At 56.2% G+C, this 14961-nt stretch carries 14 protein-coding genes and 1 tRNA gene; 12 read left to right on the plus strand and 3 right to left on the minus strand.

What is annotated here, in order from left to right; genetic code table 11:
* Window positions 1-64: 64 nt before the first annotated feature.
* A complete protein-coding gene (locus ORY85_RS02780; protein WP_338578286.1) occupies window positions 65-1771 on the plus strand; it encodes a YadA C-terminal domain-containing protein in 1707 nt (568 codons plus the stop codon).
* Window positions 1772-2415: 644 nt separating this feature from the next.
* On the opposite strand, the gene ORY85_RS02785 is transcribed toward ORY85_RS02780, so the two are convergent.
* Together ORY85_RS02785 and ORY85_RS02790 are read right to left on the minus strand one after the other, a co-directional pair.
* Window positions 2416-3906 carry a S41 family peptidase gene (locus ORY85_RS02785; RefSeq protein WP_274571452.1) on the minus strand — a complete coding sequence of 497 codons (1491 nt, stop codon included), beginning with the start codon at window positions 3904-3906 and terminating at the stop codon, window positions 2416-2418.
* A gap of 106 nt (window positions 3907-4012) precedes the next feature.
* Window positions 4013-5335 carry a peptidoglycan DD-metalloendopeptidase family protein gene (locus ORY85_RS02790; protein ID WP_274571453.1) on the minus strand — a complete coding sequence of 441 codons (1323 nt, stop codon included), beginning with the start codon at window positions 5333-5335 and terminating at the stop codon, window positions 4013-4015.
* A gap of 145 nt (window positions 5336-5480) precedes the next feature.
* On the opposite strand from ORY85_RS02790, the gene ORY85_RS02795 reads away from it, so the two are divergent.
* From ORY85_RS02795 to ORY85_RS02840, 10 genes are all read left to right on the plus strand, one after another.
* Complete coding sequence (locus tag ORY85_RS02795; protein WP_274571620.1) at window positions 5481-6029, plus strand: YqgE/AlgH family protein; 549 nt, start codon at window positions 5481-5483, stop codon at window positions 6027-6029.
* Complete coding sequence (ruvX, locus tag ORY85_RS02800) at window positions 6022-6528, plus strand: Holliday junction resolvase RuvX (protein WP_274571454.1); 507 nt, start codon at window positions 6022-6024, stop codon at window positions 6526-6528. Before ORY85_RS02795 ends, ruvX begins: the two co-directional genes overlap by 8 nt.
* Complete coding sequence (locus ORY85_RS02805; protein WP_274571455.1) at window positions 6482-6895, plus strand: DUF1294 domain-containing protein; 414 nt, start codon at window positions 6482-6484, stop codon at window positions 6893-6895. Before ruvX ends, ORY85_RS02805 begins: the two co-directional genes overlap by 47 nt.
* 62 nt (window positions 6896-6957) lie before the next feature.
* Window positions 6958-8586 carry an ABC-F family ATPase gene (locus ORY85_RS02810; protein ID WP_274571456.1) on the plus strand — a complete coding sequence of 543 codons (1629 nt, stop codon included), beginning with the start codon at window positions 6958-6960 and terminating at the stop codon, window positions 8584-8586.
* A gap of 192 nt (window positions 8587-8778) precedes the next feature.
* Window positions 8779-9795, plus strand: coding sequence for an ABC transporter permease (locus ORY85_RS02815; RefSeq protein ID WP_274571457.1), 1017 nt, complete (start codon window positions 8779-8781; stop codon window positions 9793-9795).
* 21 nt (window positions 9796-9816) lie between these two features.
* Entirely contained in the window at window positions 9817-11361 is a 1545-nt protein-coding gene (locus ORY85_RS02820; RefSeq protein WP_405030338.1) for an ABC transporter ATP-binding protein, read from the plus strand.
* A gap of 84 nt (window positions 11362-11445) precedes the next feature.
* A complete protein-coding gene (gene trxA / locus ORY85_RS02825; protein WP_274571458.1) occupies window positions 11446-11778 on the plus strand; it encodes a thioredoxin TrxA in 333 nt (110 codons plus the stop codon).
* 131 nt (window positions 11779-11909) lie between these two features.
* Window positions 11910-12434 carry a DUF2062 domain-containing protein gene (locus ORY85_RS02830; RefSeq protein ID WP_274571459.1) on the plus strand — a complete coding sequence of 175 codons (525 nt, stop codon included), beginning with the start codon at window positions 11910-11912 and terminating at the stop codon, window positions 12432-12434.
* Window positions 12434-12946 carry a type IV secretion protein Rhs gene (locus tag ORY85_RS02835; protein ID WP_338578292.1) on the plus strand — a complete coding sequence of 171 codons (513 nt, stop codon included), beginning with the start codon at window positions 12434-12436 and terminating at the stop codon, window positions 12944-12946. Before ORY85_RS02830 ends, ORY85_RS02835 begins: the two co-directional genes overlap by 1 nt.
* A gap of 95 nt (window positions 12947-13041) precedes the next feature.
* Window positions 13042-13117 (plus strand) — tRNA-Asn (locus tag ORY85_RS02840).
* Between the two features lie 304 nt (window positions 13118-13421).
* On the opposite strand, the gene ORY85_RS02845 is transcribed toward ORY85_RS02840, so the two are convergent.
* Window positions 13422-13913 (minus strand): peptidylprolyl isomerase, encoded by a 492-nt coding sequence (locus tag ORY85_RS02845; RefSeq protein WP_274571461.1) that lies wholly within the window; start codon window positions 13911-13913, stop codon window positions 13422-13424.
* A gap of 161 nt (window positions 13914-14074) precedes the next feature.
* Between ORY85_RS02845 and ORY85_RS02850 the strand changes: the two genes are divergently transcribed.
* Window positions 14075-14908, plus strand: a complete 834-nt coding sequence (locus ORY85_RS02850) for a BPSS1780 family membrane protein (RefSeq protein ID WP_274571462.1) — start codon at window positions 14075-14077, stop codon at window positions 14906-14908.
* Window positions 14909-14961: the final 53 nt, after the last annotated feature.

Genomic DNA, 14961 nt, shown 5'->3' on the forward strand with positions numbered 1-14961 from the left:
AAATATGAAAACGGATTCGGGCTGCCTGTTGTTTAAATTTAATGACGAAAATCTAGGAAGGAAAATGATGAAACTCAAAAAAACCACCTTGCTTGTCAGCGGCGTATTGACGGCATGTATGGCTTCGGGCGCATTGGCGGCCACTCCCGAAGAAAACCGGAGGGATATTGACACCATCACTGAAATTTTGGGCTATACCCACCAGATTTTAACCGCACAAAACCAGAAATCCGACGAACTCCTTGCGGACATTGCATCCAATTCCGAACAGATTTTAGACAATGAAGGGAACATCGAACGGAATAGTGCAGCCATCGAAACCAATAAGGCCAATATCGATCTTCTGACACAAGCAGCCTTGGAAAACAAAGTAAGTGTTGAAGCCACCCAAGCCGCCGTTGAAGAGAACCAGAAGGACATCGGCACCATCACCGAAATTCTGGGCATGACCGAACAGATTTTAACTGCCCAGAAACAAAAAGTTGCAGAACTGGATATGAACAAAGCCGATAAATCGGCGGTTGAAGAGAACCAGAGAGACATCGGTACCATCACCGAAATTCTGGGCATGACCGAACAGATTTTAACTGCCCAGAAACAAAAAGTTGCAGAACTGGATACAAACAAAGCCAATGCGGCTGATGTTTACACCAAAGCAGAGGCAGACGGCAAGTTTGCCGAGAAAGCGGCTGTTGCCGGCAACCGTAAGGATATTGATACCATTACTGATATTCTGACTGTTAATGAGCAGATTTTAACCTTGCAGCATCAAAAAGTTACCGCCAATAAGGAGGGTATCGAAGAGCTGAAACTCAATAAAGCCGATAAATCGGCGGTTGAAAAGAATGAAAGAGACATCGGTACCATTACGCAAATTCTGGGTGTAACCGAGCAGATTTTAACTGCGCAGAACCAGAAATCTGACGAAATCCTTGCGGACGTTGCAGCCAATTCCGAACAGATTTTAGAAAATGAAGGGAATATCGAACGCAATGCCGCAGCCATTGAAACCAATAAGGCCAATATCGATCTTCTAACACCGGCGGTTCTGGAAAACACAGTAGGTGTCGAAACCAATAAAGCTGCCGTTGAAACCGTGAAGCAGGAATTGGCAGGTAAAGCCAACGTTGCCGACGTTTATGCCAAAGCCGAGGTCTACAATAAAACCGAAGCGGACGGCAAATTTGCCGAGAAGGCTGCCGTTGAAACCGTGAAACAGGAGCTGGCAGGCAAAGCCAATGCGGCCGATGTTTATGCCAAAGCCGAGGTTTACAATAAAACCGAAGCAGACGGCAAATTTGCCGAGAAGGCCGCCGTTGAAACCGTGAAGCAGGAATTGGCAGGTAAAGCCAACGCTGCCGACGTTTACACCAAAGCCGAGGTCTATAATAAAACCGAAGCGGATAATCTGTTTGCTTTAAAAGCCAGTGTCCAAGATGTATCGGGTCTGACAAAACGTGTCGATACGGTGGAAACCGCCTTGGCAGGCAAAGCGGATAAGGCGCAGGTAGATGCTTTGTCCAACCGTGTCGGCAAGCTGGAAAAAGACACCCGGCGCGGTTTGGCTACCCAGGCAGCGTTGGCCGGACTGTTCCAGCCTTACAAAGTCGGCAAAGTCAATATTTCGGCTGCCGTGGGCGGTTATAAATCGGAATCTGCCGTGGCCGTCGGTGCGGGCTACCGTTTCAGCGAACAGTTCGCGGCGAAGCTGGGCGTTGCCGCCAACAGCGGCGGTACGGCTTATAACTTCGGCGTGAATTATGAGTTTTAATCCGCCTGTTTCAGGCCGGTGTTAACGGCTTAGGCCGTCTGAAAAAGGGTTGCTTCTGCTTTCGGCAGACCGGCAGCCCTTTTTTCAGACGGCCGTTTTATGGCATGGATATGGATGGTACGCAGCCATTCCGTAGGTCGGACTCTTGAATCCGACATTTCATGAAATCCGGCAGGAGTATGATGGATTTTGCAGTTGATGGTTTGGCGGAATGTGCGGCGGATTCATGAGTGTCGGATTCGAGAATCCGACCTACGGAATTGTTGCTTCCATAACTTAATCAGGCCGTCTGAACCGCTTTTCAGACGGCCTGTTTGTTGAAGGAAACCTGTTTGCCGACATGGGGAGGTTTCCCGTAGAAATCTGCTTGATCAAGTAGGTCGGATTCTTGAATCCGACATTTCTTGAATCGGGCAAGGGTATGATGGATTTTGCAGTTGATGTTGATGATTTGGCGGAATGGGTGTCGGATTCGAGAATCCGACCTACGGAAAGGTTGTCCGAAAAGGTATTAAAAACCGCGCGGTTTTATCAGGCCGATAAAAAGCGCCATTTTCTATATGGAATGACCGGCCGTATCGGACGGAAATACCGCCGGCAGGCCGTTTTTTCGGTCTGCCGGCGGTGCCGGTTTTCAGGCGGCCTTATTGGCCGGTTTCCGCTTCTTTGTCTTTTTCTTTCTCTTTTTTCGGTGCCGGTTTTTTGGCAGCCAGGCCGAGCGACTGCTGCCACTGCGCGGGTTCTTTGATTAAATCCAATGCGGCTTTGAGTTGCGCATCTTTGGCCGGGTTGGGAATGCGGCGGGCGGCGATGTCTTCTTTCTCCTCTTTTCCGTCCGCTGCATCTTTGGATACGCCGTCCTGATCTTTTTGATCGGCTTCGTCCTCATCGTCGATGATGCGGCCGGTAACTTCTCTGCCGCCTGAGGGGTTGCCGATGTGCCCGGCCAAGTCGGCTTCGCGGCTTTCAAACAGGCGTTTTTTGTCTTTGACTTCCACGTCCGGCACGATGCCCTGTGCCTGAATCGAACGGTCGTTCGGAGTGTAGTAGAGTGCGGTGGTCAGTTTGACCGCGCTGCCGTTGGAGAGCGGCAGGACGGTCTGCACTGAGCCTTTGCCGAAACTCTGCGAACCGACAATCACGGCGCGTTTGTGGTCTTGCAGCGCACCGGCGACAATTTCAGAAGCGGATGCCGAGCCGGAATTGATCAGGACGGTGAGCGGTATGTTTTTGATTTCGGGCGGCAGTTTGTACAGCGGGTCGGTACCGGGGCCGAACATATAGTCGTCGGGCAGGGCGGACAGGCTCATGCCGTCGCGGCCGTCGCGGCCTTTGGTGCTGACAACTTTCACGCCTTCGGGCAGGAAGGCTGCCGATACGCCCACCGCGCCGTTGAGCAGGCCGCCGGGGTCGTCGCGCAGGTCAAGTACCAAGCCTTTCAGCGCGCCGCCGTTTTCTTTTCTCAACTGCTGTACTGCTTCGTTCAGCGCGCCGATGGTACGTTCTTGGAATTGGGTGATGCGCACATAGCCGTAGCCCGGTTCCAATAGATGCTGGCGTACGCTGTTGACTTTGATGATGGCGCGGGTAAGTTTGACGCTGATCGGTTTGGGGCTGTCTTTGCGCGTGATGGTCAGCGAAATTTGCGTTCCCGGCTCGCCGCGCATTTTTTTCACCGCTTCGCTGACGGTGATGCCGCGTGTGGAAACGCCGTTGATTTGGGTGATGTAGTCGCCGCTTTTGATGCCGGCACGCTCGGCGGGGGTGTCCTCAATCGGCGCGACAACTTTGATAAAGCCGTCTTCCGCACCGACTTCCATACCCAAGCCGCCGAATTCGCCTTTGGTGGATTCGCGCAGGTCGGCATAGTCTTTCTTGTTCATGTATTCCGAATGCGGATCCAGACCGGAAACCATGCCTTTCATGGCGTTTTCCAGCAGGTCTTCGTCTTTTTTGTTTTCGTAATAATTGGCTTTGATCTGGCTGTACACTTCGGCCATGGTGCGTATCGACTGTACCGGCAGGGCCCGGCTGTCTGTTTTGTCGGCGGCGTAACTTTGGAGGCTGAAACTCAGTGCTATGCCGCTGAGTGCGCCTGCGGTATAGAGGGCGATTTTTTTCAGAGTGTTGGCCATACAACTGCTTTCTGTTCTTTTGAATTGAATGGGGCAAACGGTAAAACTTTATTGGATTTGAATCTGTCAGGCAATAGGCGGGGCGTTAAATCACGCTAAGCCGCATTCAGCGCAGCCAGGAGGCGGGGTTAATCGGCGTACCTTTATAACTGATGGCAAAGTACAGACCGCTGCCCGCATCGGGCAGGCTGCCGCTGCTGCCCAAACTGCTGCCGGCCGATACGCTGCTGCCGCTGCCGACGGAAATGGCAGACAAGCCTGCATAGACGCTGGTATAGCCGCCGCCGTGATCGACGATGACCGTATTGCCGTATCCGCCCAGGCTGCCGGTGTAGGCCACGGTACCGGCGGCTACGCTGCGCACGGCGGCAGTGCCGGTACTGAAAAACAGGCCGCGCCAACTGCCGCCGCCGGGACGCGGGCTGCCGAAGCGGCCGGTCATGCTGCCGCCGGACGGGCGGTTCAGACGGCCTTGCAGGCGGGCAAAACCGCTGCTGTTTTCATACGGAGCCTGTAAGGCTCTGTCTTCTGCGGTCAGTGTGGATTTCGGTACGGCCGGGGTTGTTTTCGGTGCAGCGGCGGTCTGTTTGGTTTTCGGTTCGGACTTGGCGGGGGCGGGTCGGGTGCGGTTCCGGGCCTGGCGGGCTTTTTCCGCCGCCAGCCGTTCTTGTGCCGCTTTGGCGCGTGCCTGTGCTTCTTGGCGGCGCTGTTGCGCATGGCGGCGCGCAATGTCGGCCAATACGCGGTTCAGGCGTGCTTCGTCGGCGCGCAGGGCGGTAATACGTTTGGCCTGACTGTCGATTTGTGCCGTCAATTTGCGGCTTTCGGCCTGCGCCTCGCTGCTGTTGCGGCTCAGGCGGCCCAAGGCATTCTGTTTTTGTGTTTTCAGGCGGTTGAGGCGTGCCAGTTCGGCATCGATGGCCGCTTCGCGCTCTTCCAGTTTTTTTTGCTGACCGGCCAGATCGGCAATCATGCGGCTGTTGGCCTGACTGATGCGGCGGGCGTATTCCAGATAGCGTGTTTTTTGGCCGGACTCGGCGTTTTTCAGAAACAGGACAACGGCATGGGGCTGGCGGTTTTTGTACTGGCTGCCCAGCAGGCGGGCAACTTGGGCTTTGGCGGCGGCCGCTTCGGTTTTCAGGCTTTCCAGTTCGTTTTGCAGGGTTTGCAGTTTCTGCCACGCATCGCGCTGGCGGCGGGTAACGGTATCCAGCTCGCGGCGGGCTTTGTCCAAAGCGGCACGGGAACGGTTCAGCGTCTGCTCGGCCTGCTGTCTGGCGGCCTGTTTCTGCCGCAGGTCGGCATCGGCGGCGCTGATGGCCGCACGGACATCCTGTAACTGTTCGGCAGGGGCGGCATCGGGATTGGCCGATGCGGGGGCGGCAAAAACGGCGGACAGGACGGTAAAAGTGAGGGTGCGGAGCAGCATGGCGGATCGGAGAAAAAACAATGGCGCGATTATAACGGATTTGGGCGGCAGGGATAACTGTCCTGCCCGGTGCGGTTCAGACGGCCTCTTGTTTTTTGCCGCACGGGGCGTTATATAGGCCGCCTGAATGCGAATGGGGATACAGATGAATTTGAGCGACCATTTTCTGATTGCGATGCCGCAGGTGGAAGACCCGTTTTTCGGCGGCAGCGTGGTGTATATGTGCCGCCATGACGGAGACGGGGCGATGGGGGTGGTAGTCAATAAACCGTCGCCGGTAATGATGGAACTGGTGTTTGAAGCAGCCGCATCGGCTACGCCGGAACGCTTTGCCGGGCAGTCGGTGATGATGGGCGGACCGGTGCAGATCGATCGCGGTTTTGTGCTGCATTCGCCGCCGGGCAACTGGCAGAGCAGCCTGCTGGTCAGTGATGAAGTGGCACTGACCAGCTCGCGCGATATTATCGAGCAGTTTACGGAAACGGGTGCGGTGCGGCAGGCATTGGTGAGCATCGGCTATGCCGCATGGCAGGCGGGGCAGCTGGAACGCGAGCTGGCAGACAATGCCTGGCTGACGGTAGCGGCCGACCGGGAAATTCTGTTTGAACTGCCCTACGGAGCGCGTTATCAGGCGGCATTGGACAAATTGGGGGTCAATGCGGCTTTTCTGATGAAAAGGGCAGGCCATGCCTGAGCATTATCCCGCACCGCAGGGCTGCGGTTTGGCTTTCGACTTCGGCGAAGTACGAATCGGCGTGGCGCAGGGCGATGTGCAGGTCGGTACGGCGCATCCGATTGCCACGGTTACCGGCCGCAGCAATGAGGCGAAATTTGCGGCACTGGAACAGTTAATCCGCGAATGGCAGCCGGTTTATCTGGCCGTCGGGCTGCCGGTACATGCCGACGGTACGCCGCACGAGATGACCCGTCTGGCACAAAAATTCGGACGCCGCCTGTACGGGCGGTTCGGCCTGCCGGTGTACTGGGTGGACGAACGTTTGTCGTCGGTTTATGCCGAAAGCCTGTTGGCCGAGGCGGGCGTATTCGGACGCAAACGCAAGGCGGTACTCGACCGGGTGGCCGCACAGGCGATTTTGCAGGGCTTTTTCGACGGCGGTGCGGCCGATTATTTTAACGGGCGGGACAATGATGAAAGCGGTACGCATCAGGAAGACGGCACGGGCGTTCCGTAACGGCGGCAGTCTGCGTATGCCGCTGGCGGCAGCAGCCGTGTGGCCGGGCGTTTGGGCATATCCGGTACCGTGGTGGGCGGCGTGTCTGGCCGCCTTATCGCTTTGGTGCTACCTGCTTTATGCTTGGGACAAGCGGGCGGCACGGCTGGGCAAGCGGCGCGTTGCCGAAAAACGGCTGCTGCTGGCCGCGCTGCTCGGCGGCTGGCCGGGTGCTTGGATCGCACGGCGGCAGTGGTGCCATAAAACGGCCAAACAGCCGTTTGTCCGTTTGTTTTGGTGCTGCGTGCTGCTGCATACGGCAGGCAGCATCGGACTGTATCTTTATTGGCGTGCCGCCGCAGTGAATACAGACGGCCTTTTCCTGTAAAAGGTACGGATTTAATGCTACAATCCGCCGATTTTGATTCTTGGAACGGAAAGGTTAGACAGATGATTTCCACCAACGGCATCACCATGCAGTTCGGCGCCAAGCCGCTGTTTGAAAATGTGTCCGTCAAGTTCGGCGAAGGCAACCGCTACGGCCTGATCGGTGCCAACGGATCGGGCAAGTCCACCTTTATGAAAATTCTGGGCGGCGATTTGGAGCAGACTTCGGGCGAGGTGGCCATCGAACACGGCGTGCGGCTGGGCAAACTGCGCCAGGACCAGTTTGCCTACGAAGATATGCGCGTGCTGGACGTGGTTCTGATGGGCCACAGCGAAATGTGGGCGGCGATGACCGAGCGCGACGCGATTTATGCCAACCCCGATGCCACCGAAGACGATTACATGCGCGCGGCCGATTTGGAAGCCAAGTTTGCCGAATACGACGGCTACACCGCCGAAGCGCGCGCGGCCGAATTATTAAGCGGCGTGGGCATCGAAGAGGGTTTGCACAATGCGACAATGAGCGAGGTCGCTCCCGGTTTCAAACTGCGCGTGCTGCTGGCACAGGCACTGTTTTCCAAACCCGACGTGCTGCTTTTGGACGAGCCGACCAACAACCTCGATATCAATACCATCCGCTGGCTGGAAGGCGTGTTGAACGAATACGACTCGACCATGATTATCATCAGCCACGACCGCCACTTTTTGAACGAAGTGTGCACCCATATGGCCGATTTGGACTACAACACCATCACCATCTACCCCGGCAACTACGACGACTACATGCTGGCTTCCGCCCAATCGCGCGAACGGGCGATGAAGGACAACGCCAAAGCCAAAGAAAAACTGCAAGAACTGCAAGAGTTTGTCGCACGTTTCTCGGCCAACAAATCCAAAGCCCGCCAGGCCACCAGCCGTCTGAAACAGGCCGATAAAATCAAAGCCGAAATGGTGGAAGTCAAACCGTCCACCCGCCAGAACCCCTATATCCGTTTTGAAACCGACGAAAAAGCCAAGCTGCACCGTCAGGCGGTGGAAGTGGACAATCTGGCCAAATCTTTCGACAAACCCCTGTTTGAAAACCTGTCCTGCATCTTGGAAGCGGGGCAGCGGCTGGCGGTTATCGGCCCCAACGGCGCGGGCAAATCCACCCTGCTCAAACTTTTGGCCGGTGCGTTCGATGCGCAATATTCAGACGGCCTCGCGCCCGATGCGGGCAGCATCAAATGGGCAGAAAAAGCCACCGTCGGCTATTATCCGCAAGACCATGAAAACGATTTCGATGTCGATATGGACTTGGCCGAATGGATGCGCCAATGGGGGCAGGAAGGCGACGACGAACAGGCCATTCGCGGCACACTCGGCCGACTGCTGTTCGGCAGCAACGATGTGGTAAAAAAAGTCAAAGTCCTGTCGGGCGGCGAAAAAGGCCGTATGCTCTACGGCAAACTGCTGCTGCTCAAACCGAACGTGCTGATTATGGACGAGCCGACCAACCATATGGACATGGAAAGCATCGAATCGCTGAATATGGCCTTGGAAAAATACAAAGGCACGCTGATTTTTGTGTCGCACGACCGCCAGTTTGTCTCTTCGCTGGCCACCCAGATTATTGAGTTGGACGGCAAAGGCGGCTACGAACACTATCTGGGCGACTACGAAAGCTATCTGGAGAAAAAAGGCTTGGCCTGAGTCCGGCCCGATTCGCTGCATCAGGCCGTCTGAAAACGCGGAAAGCCGTTTTCAGACGGCCTTTCTGCATTTTCTGTATATGGCTGCCAAATGGTACGGAAATACGCAACAGATATTTTCAGACGGCCTGAATCTGCCGCCGGCACGGCTTTCTGCTATGATGCGGTATTTCGGACTGCGGCAGAAACTGCGATGGGCATCTCTTCTTCACACTGGCAGGCATTCAAACGGCACCGGCGCGGCTTTGCCGCCCTGCGCCTCTTGCTGCTGCTGTTTGTTCTGGCCTTGGCCGCACCGTTGTGGAGCAACGACAAACCCTTGTGGATACAGTATGAAGGCCGCCATTATTTTCCGCTGTTTGCCACTTATTACGACCGCGACTTCGGCGGCAGTTTCGATACGCCTGCCGATTACCTCGACCCCTTAATCCGTCGGAACATCACACAAAACGGCAACCGTGCACTGTTTGCCCCCAATCCTTACTCTGCCGCCACGCTCAACGATTTCGATACCCGCCCCGACCCCGCGCCGCCTTCGGCCGCCCATCTGCTCGGCACCGACGACCGCGGCCGCGATGTGCTGGCACGGCTGGTTTACGGTTTCCGCGATTCTCTGCTGTTTGCCTTGGTGCTCACGGCCGTTACTACCGCCATCGGTTTGGCCGCCGGTGCGGTACAGGGCTATTTCGGCGGCAGGGTCGATTTGCTGATGCAGCGTTTTCTCGAAATTTGGAGCGGCCTGCCCGAACTGTATCTGCTGATTATCCTGTCGTCGTTTTTCAGTCCCGGCCTGACGGTTTTGCTGGTGATTCTGTCGCTGTTCGGCTGGATGGGACTGTCGGATTATGTGCGTGCCGAATTCCTGAAAAACCGACAGGCCGATTATGTGCTGGCCGCCCGCAGCATGGGCGTTTCTGACCGGCAGATTATTTGGCGGCACATTCTGCCCAACAGTCTCACGCCGGTGTTTGCCTTTCTGCCGTTCCGCATTTCCGGCGCGGTACTGGCTCTGACCAGTCTGGATTTTCTGGGTTTGGGCGTACCGGCGGCGCAGGCCAGTTTGGGCGAACTGCTGGCGCAGGGCAAAGACAACCTCGATGCCTGGTGGATCGGCCTGTCGGCGTTCGGCACGCTGACGCTGATGTTGCTGCTGCTGGTGCTGGTCGGCGAGGGAGCCAGGCAGGCGTTTGATGTCCGCGCGCGCACTTAGGCCGTCTGAAAAGGGATTTTGATGGCGATTCTGACAATAGAAAATCTGAATGCGGCGTTTGACGGCAAACCGGTGCTGCACGACATCAGCCTGAGCTTGCCGGCCGGGCGGAAAATGGCATTGGTGGGCGAAAGCGGCAGCGGCAAAACCGTATTGGCGCAAAGCATCATGCGGCTCAATCCGGCCGTTTCGCTCAACGGCACCCTGCGGTTTGACGGTACGGATATATTGGCACTCGGTCCGCGCGCACTGCAAAGCCTGCGCGGACGGCGCATCGGCATGGTGTTTCAGGAACCGATGAGCGCACTCAATCCCGTTATGCGGGTAGGGCAGCAGATTGCCGAAGTGCTGACGCTGCATTTGGGATTGGACAAAAAGCAGGCTTGGCATACGGCGGTGGCATGGTTGGACAAAACCGGCCTGCACGATGCCGGACAGAAAGCACACGCCTATCCTTTCCAACTTTCCGGCGGCGAGCGGCAGCGGGCAATGATTGCCATGGCGGTGGCGGCCGAACCGCAGCTGTTGATTGCCGACGAGCCGACTACCGCATTGGACGCTTCGGTTCGGATACAGATACTCGATTTGTTGGAACGCTTGCAGGCCGAACGGCAGATGGCACTGCTGTACATCACGCACGATTTGAATCTGGTGCGCCGCTTTGCCGACGACGTGGCGGTCATGCGGCAGGGGTGCATTGTCGAACAGGGACGGATGCAGGACGTTTTCAGCCGCCCCCGACATGCTTATACGCGCCTGCTCATCGATACCGTGCCGCAGCGGCTGGCACAGGCAGTACCCGAAACCGCAGATCCGCCTGTTTTGGCCGCGGAAAACCTGAGCGTGGCCGTCAGTGAAAAGCAGGGCTGGTTTGCCCGACGGCAAAAAACGCTGCTGCATCCGCTGTCGTTCGGGCTGGCGGCAGGGCAGACTTTGGGCATCATCGGCGGCAGCGGCAGCGGCAAAACCACGCTGGCCAAAGCCCTGCTGCGGCTGATGCATGCACAAGGCCGTCTGAAAATCCGCGGACGGGACTGGGACGGCAGCGTGCGGCGGCGGATTCAGATGGTGTTTCAAGACCCGTTCGGCGCATTTAACCCGCGCATGACGGTGTTGCAGATTGTGGCCGAAGGCCTGACGGTATATGAACCCGGCCTGCTCCGGAAAGAGGTGGAAATACGGGTGCGGCAGATACTGCAAAAAGTCGGCCTGCCCGACGATATACTGGCACGTTATCCGCACCAGTTTTCCGGCGGCCAGCGGCAGCGTCTGGCCATTGCGCGCGCATTGATTGTGCGCCCCGATGTGCTGGTGCTGGATGAGCCGACCAGCGCGCTGGACGTGCAGCGGCAGCATCAGATTCTGACGCTGCTGGCCGGTTTGCAGCAGACCGAAGGTACCGCCTATATTCTGATCAGCCACGATTTGGCCGTCATCCGCGCACTGGCACACCGCGTGATGGTGCTGCATAACGGGCGTGTGGTGGAAGAGGGCGATTGCGGAACGGTTTTTGCCGCCCCCAATCACGCCTATACGAAAAAGCTATTGTCGCACGATGCCCCTTGAAATTTTTCCCGTCCGCCCCTATCCTGCCCGACAGAGCGCAGGCGGCCGGCCGGCCGTCTGAAACCACACATAAAGGAAACGATGATGAGCAGCGAATTGATTGTACACGCCACCGATGCGAGCTTCGAGCAGGACGTTTTGCAGGCCGATGTGCCGGTATTGCTGGATTTCTGGGCACCGTGGTGCGGCCCCTGCAAAATGATTGCCCCGGTTTTGGACGAAGTGGCCGCCGATTTTGCCGGCCGTCTGAAAGTCGTCAAAATCAATATCGACGAAAATGAACAGACACCTGCCCGCTTCGGCGTGCGCGGCATTCCGACCCTGATGGTGTTTAAAAACGGCGAAAGCACGGCCACCAAAGTCGGCGCGCTTGCCAAAAGCCAGCTGGTGGCTTTTGTCGAAGCATCGATTGCCTGACCGGCAAGATGCGGACAGCTGCGGTATGCCTGCGGGCATACCGTTTTCGTTTGCCGGCTTCCGGCAGAAAAAACAGTCAACCCGCTTTTTCAGACGGCCTTGACAGCACAGCATACGGGTAACGGGAAAAGATGAAAAAAGACTGGCTGTACAGCAAACTGCCCGACCGCAGGCAGATTTTTGCGTCGCGTTGGCTCAAACCTTTGGCACCGGCATTCGACAAACCGCATTTTTGGGCGGTAAACCGCCGCAGTGTAGCACTTTCGGCGGCAATCGGCCTGTTTTGCGGCCTGATGCCGGGGCCGTCGCAAATGCTCAGTGCGCTGCTGGCGGCGTATCTGCTGCGTACCAACCTGCCCGTGGCCGTTTTCACCACACTTTACACCAACCCCCTGACCTATATGCCGCTTTATTATCTGGCCTACCGTCTGGGCTGTGCCGTGCTCGGCATACCGGCCGATACCGCCTGGCAGCTGCCCGATACCGATTCCGGCCTGTTTTGGCATGAAGCGGCCGTGTGGCTGGGCGAGAAGGGGAAACCGCTTTTGGCCGGTGTACCGCTTTTGGGTACGGTACTGGCCGCTTCGGGCTATATGGCCGTACGCCTGCTGTGGCGCATCAACAGTATCCGCCGCTGGCGGCAGCGGAGCAGCTGATGCGCCGCCGTTTGACAGCAGGCGAAAAATCCGCAGCCGCCTTACTGTTCGGCGGCAGTCTGGATACGGATGCCGTCTGGATTTACTGCGGCCTGCCGTTTTGGCCGTGGCACCGCACTGCCGTTTCGCCCAACGGACATATTTATTTTCCCCGCCGCGCTTTCCGCGATGATTTCACACAAGAACCGCACGCCCTGAAATGGCTGGTACACGAGCTGGTACACGTCTGGCAGTGGCAGAACGGCTTCCATACGTTTCTCGGCGGCTTATTGTTGGCCTGCCGGGGCGGCTACTTCCGAGGCCGTGCCTACCGTTGCCCGCCGTTGGAACAGATTGACTGTCTGTCTCAGTTGAATATGGAGCAGCAGGCGGAAATTTTGGCAGACTATTTTATGCACCGTTATACCGCTGCAAACAGTGTGCAGGCCATACCGCCGTATTTGGATGGATTTTGCCGGAATCCGGCAGACCGCAGCCTGATGCCCCGTTATCGGGCAAAAATGACAAAATAAATTCCGATATAATTCATCAAATTGAACCTTCCGGAAAAGAATTTCCGCATCATGCCTTGACCACCCGCCGAGATCCGCTATAATGCACGCTTCTTTCCCCGATAGCTCAGTCGGTAGAGCGACGGACTGTTAATCCGCAGGTCCCTGGTTCGAGCCCAGGTCGGGGAGCCAGATATGAAACCCAAGCATTTCTGCTTGGGTTTTTTGCATTTGACAGAGCGGCATATAGCGTTACAGCGCAACAACCGGAGTAGGTCGGATTCTTGAATCCGACATGGGTAATCAATGAGATAAAGTCGGATACAAGTATCCGGCCTACGGTTAAGTCTGTAATGGGCTAATGGAAAAGGAGGCCGTCTGAAAACAGGATTTCAGACGGCCTTGTGATAGCACAGATAGCCGGATTCTCAAATCCGACATAAATGGATAATACGATATATTGGCAGTAGATCGGATACCGGTATCCGGCCTACTGTTATACCAACTCGGCTTTTTCGATGATGACAGCTTCAACCGGTACATCGTCGTGCATACCGCGGCGGCCGGTTTGAACCTGCTCGATGGCATCGACGACATCAAAACCGTCGGTTACTTTGCCGAAAACGGCATAGCCCCAGCCGTGCATACTGGGCGAGGTATGGTTGAGGAAATCGTTGTCTTTGGTGTTGATGAAAAATTGTGCCGAAGCGGAATGCGGTGCCATGGTGCGTGCCATGGCGATGGTGTATTTGTCGTTTTTCAGGCCGTTTTGCGCTTCGTTCTGAATCGGATCGCGGGTGGTTTTTTCGTTCATGTCGGGGGTCATGCCGCCGCCCTGAATCATAAAGTTTTTAATCACTCGGTGGAAAATCACGCCGTCGTAAAAGCCGTCTTTGACGTATTGCTCGAAGTTGGCGGCGGTTTGCGGGGCTTTTTCGTGATCCAGTTCCAGTGTGATCACGCCTTTGCTGGTGTGCAGTTTAATCATCGGTTTTCCTTGGTGGGTAAAAAATCGGTGGATAAAAAATCGGCCTGCGCGGGCGGGCGTGCTGCGTGATATAAGGGTGGTGGCGGAAAATTCAAGAGGCTGTTTTGCCGCGCATCGGGCAGGGGGTATAATCGCAGGGTTGATAAAACGAAAGGGACGTTATGAAGGATTTTACTTTCTTGCCGCCACAGGGCAATGCACCCAAATTGCTGCCGCAGCCGCGCAAGGCAACGATGGGCGAAGGGGCGGCTTGGTTCGGCCAGTCGTTCCGTCTGTTTAAACGCCGCCCGCTGATGTGGCTGGCGATGTTTGCGGTGATGCTGCTGATCACGACGGTGCTGTCTATGGTGCCGGTATTGGGTGTGGTGGCGAATTTCACTTCGCTGCTGTTTGCGGGCGGGCTGATGATGTCGGCCGATGCGTTAAGCGAAGGCGACCAGTTGGAATTCGGTTATCTGTTTGCCGGATTTAAGTATAAATTTGCCGCGCTGTTGCGCTGTACGCTGCTGTATATGGGCGTTTTTATCCTGCTGATGCTGGTCATGGCGGCCGTGTTTGCGCTGACGGGCGGTTCGGAAAGCAGTATTGCCGATTTGGGGCGGACGCTGGAAGATCCGACAGCGGTTTCCAAACAGACCGACAGCCGTCTGTATCTGCTGATTCTGCTGGTGGTGTTTTTCGGCATTCCCGCCACCATGATGGTGTGGTTTGCCCCCGCGCTGATTACTTTGAACGATATGAAGGCATGGTCTGCCATGAAGTTGAGCCTGCGGGCCTGTTTGCAGAATATTCCCGCTTTTTTCAGCTATTTGGCCGTATTGGTCGGTTTATTGCTGCTGTGCATCGTGCCGTTGGGGATATTGATGAGCGTGGACTCCATGGCGATGGTTGCCCTTTTTCTGATGGTATTGCTGATTTGGCTGTATTCCGTACTGGCGGTATTGGGTCAATATGCAGCCTACCGCACGGTTTTTACGGATAAGCCCTTGCCGTAAAACGATAATAACCGAAAAAGGCCGTCTGAAAAACCGTGTTCAGGCTTTTCAGA

Source organism: Neisseria leonii, assembly GCF_028776105.2.
Taxonomy (GTDB): domain Bacteria; phylum Pseudomonadota; class Gammaproteobacteria; order Burkholderiales; family Neisseriaceae; genus Neisseria; species Neisseria leonii.

Excerpts from the sequence above, each read along its gene's own strand:
- ORY85_RS02810 (WP_274571456.1), top strand. The coding sequence starts at position 6,958 with ATGATTTCCACCAACGGCATCACCATGCAGTTCGGCGCCAAGCCGCTG.
- ORY85_RS02830 (WP_274571459.1), top strand. The coding sequence starts at position 11,910 with ATGAAAAAAGACTGGCTGTACAGCAAACTGCCCGACCGCAGGCAGATT.
- ORY85_RS02795 (WP_274571620.1), top strand. The coding sequence starts at position 5,481 with ATGAATTTGAGCGACCATTTTCTGATTGCGATGCCGCAGGTGGAAGAC.
- trxA (WP_274571458.1), top strand. The coding sequence starts at position 11,446 with ATGAGCAGCGAATTGATTGTACACGCCACCGATGCGAGCTTCGAGCAG.
- ORY85_RS02805 (WP_274571455.1), top strand. The coding sequence starts at position 6,482 with ATGATGAAAGCGGTACGCATCAGGAAGACGGCACGGGCGTTCCGTAAC.
- ORY85_RS02845 (WP_274571461.1), bottom strand. The coding sequence starts at position 13,913 with ATGATTAAACTGCACACCAGCAAAGGCGTGATCACACTGGAACTGGAT.
- ORY85_RS02790 (WP_274571453.1), bottom strand. The coding sequence starts at position 5,335 with ATGCTGCTCCGCACCCTCACTTTTACCGTCCTGTCCGCCGTTTTTGCC.
- ORY85_RS02850 (WP_274571462.1), top strand. The coding sequence starts at position 14,075 with ATGAAGGATTTTACTTTCTTGCCGCCACAGGGCAATGCACCCAAATTG.
- ORY85_RS02835 (WP_338578292.1), top strand. The coding sequence starts at position 12,434 with ATGCGCCGCCGTTTGACAGCAGGCGAAAAATCCGCAGCCGCCTTACTG.
- ORY85_RS02785 (WP_274571452.1), bottom strand. The coding sequence starts at position 3,906 with ATGGCCAACACTCTGAAAAAAATCGCCCTCTATACCGCAGGCGCACTC.
- ORY85_RS02780 (WP_338578286.1), top strand. The coding sequence starts at position 65 with ATGATGAAACTCAAAAAAACCACCTTGCTTGTCAGCGGCGTATTGACG.
- ruvX (WP_274571454.1), top strand. The coding sequence starts at position 6,022 with ATGCCTGAGCATTATCCCGCACCGCAGGGCTGCGGTTTGGCTTTCGAC.
- ORY85_RS02820 (WP_405030338.1), top strand. The coding sequence starts at position 9,817 with ATGGCGATTCTGACAATAGAAAATCTGAATGCGGCGTTTGACGGCAAA.
- ORY85_RS02815 (WP_274571457.1), top strand. The coding sequence starts at position 8,779 with ATGGGCATCTCTTCTTCACACTGGCAGGCATTCAAACGGCACCGGCGC.